We start from the raw sequence: 959 nt of genomic DNA, 5'->3' as shown, positions 1-959 counted from the left end.
TTCTAAGATGTGTAGACGAGCCATCACCTTGTCTAATCGGTATCGTAAACGACGACGCACGGTACTGCGGCGGAACTCAATCCACTCAGATAGGATCTGTACGAGACCTTTCACTTGAGGACGGTTATCCAAGCCAATCATGTTCAAGTTAACACGGTAGCTACGCTCTAGATCAGTAGATGCAAACAAGTGGTTCATCAGCAAATCGCAATCGACGCGATTCGAACGTGGCACGATTACGATGCGAGTTGGGTTCTCATGATCCGATTCGTCACGAAGATCTTCTACCATTGGTAGCTTCTTCGCACGCATTTGGTTTGCGATCTGCTCAAGCAGCTTCGAGCCAGACACTTGATGTGGAATCGACGTGATGACGATGTCTGACCCTTCTTTATGCCATACCGCACGCATCTTGATGCTGCCACGGCCGTTGCGATAGATCTTTTCAATTTCCGCTTGAGGCGAAATAATCTCCGCTTCTGTCGGATAATCTGGACCTTTCACAAACTGCATAACTTCAGGCAATTCTGCTTTCGGATTGTCGATCAGATGGATAGTTGCGTCAGCCACTTCACGAACATTGTGAGGTGGGATATCTGTCGCCATACCAACCGCGATACCCGTTACGCCATTCAACAAGATATGAGGTAGACGTGCTGGCAACATTTGAGGCTCTTTCATCGTGCCATCAAAGTTTGGTTGCCATTCCACGGTGCCCTGACCTAGCTCACCAAGCAATACTTCTGCAAACTTCGACAGTTTCGCTTCGGTATAACGCATTGCCGCGAAAGATTTCGGGTCATCCGGAGCACCCCAGTTTCCCTGACCATCAACCAGTGGGTAACGGTAAGAGAATGGTTGCGCCATTAATACCATCGCTTCGTAACATGCAGAGTCACCGTGCGGGTGGTATTTACCTAACACGTCACCAACGGTACGTGCAGACTTTTTGTATTTTG

1 protein-coding gene is annotated in these 959 nt (G+C 48.6%); it reads right to left on the bottom strand.

Features of this window, described 5'->3' with window-relative positions:
• Window positions 1–959 (bottom strand): DNA gyrase subunit A (locus R7Q09_RS24525; RefSeq protein WP_318143744.1); only part of this gene is annotated, 959 nt, incomplete at both ends.

Source organism: Vibrio sp. 2130-1, assembly GCF_033339515.1.
Note: the sequence above shows the minus strand (reverse complement) of the source record. Positions and strands in the feature narration are given on the sequence as shown.